Origin of the sequence: Bradyrhizobium campsiandrae (assembly GCF_014529705.1) — a bacterium.
GTDB classification, from domain to species: domain Bacteria; phylum Pseudomonadota; class Alphaproteobacteria; order Rhizobiales; family Xanthobacteraceae; genus Bradyrhizobium; species Bradyrhizobium campsiandrae.
This window is the reverse complement of sequence record NZ_JAANIH010000355.1, coordinates 1-246: the sequence shown is the minus strand read 5'-3', so window position 1 is coordinate 246 and position 246 is coordinate 1. Positions and strand designations below refer to the sequence as shown.

1 protein-coding gene is annotated in these 246 nt (G+C 65.9%); it reads left to right on the top strand.

Going from position 1 to position 246, the window contains the following annotated elements:
* The coding region (locus G8O24_RS46930) for an MFS transporter (RefSeq protein ID WP_438503278.1) at nt 1–241 on the top strand (241 nt) is incomplete at its 5' end.
* Nucleotides 242–246 lie beyond the last annotated feature (5 nt).

Here is a 246-nt window from a genome sequence, read left to right as displayed (position 1 = left end):
TGCCGCCGGCGGTCCGCTTCAGGCGGCCTCACGCACGCTGCTGATCCGGCTCGCGCCGAAGGATCGCATCGCGCAGTATTTTGGCCTGTTCGCGCTGACCGGCAAGGTGACGTCCTTCATCGGTCCGAGGGAATCGTCAAGCTTGCCGCCGAGCCAGGCGCCAAAAGTGCCCGCGATGGCGAGAATGATGCCGAACGTACCGATCTGGATGGTGTGCCAGCCGAACGTGCCGGCGGCGTAGATGCC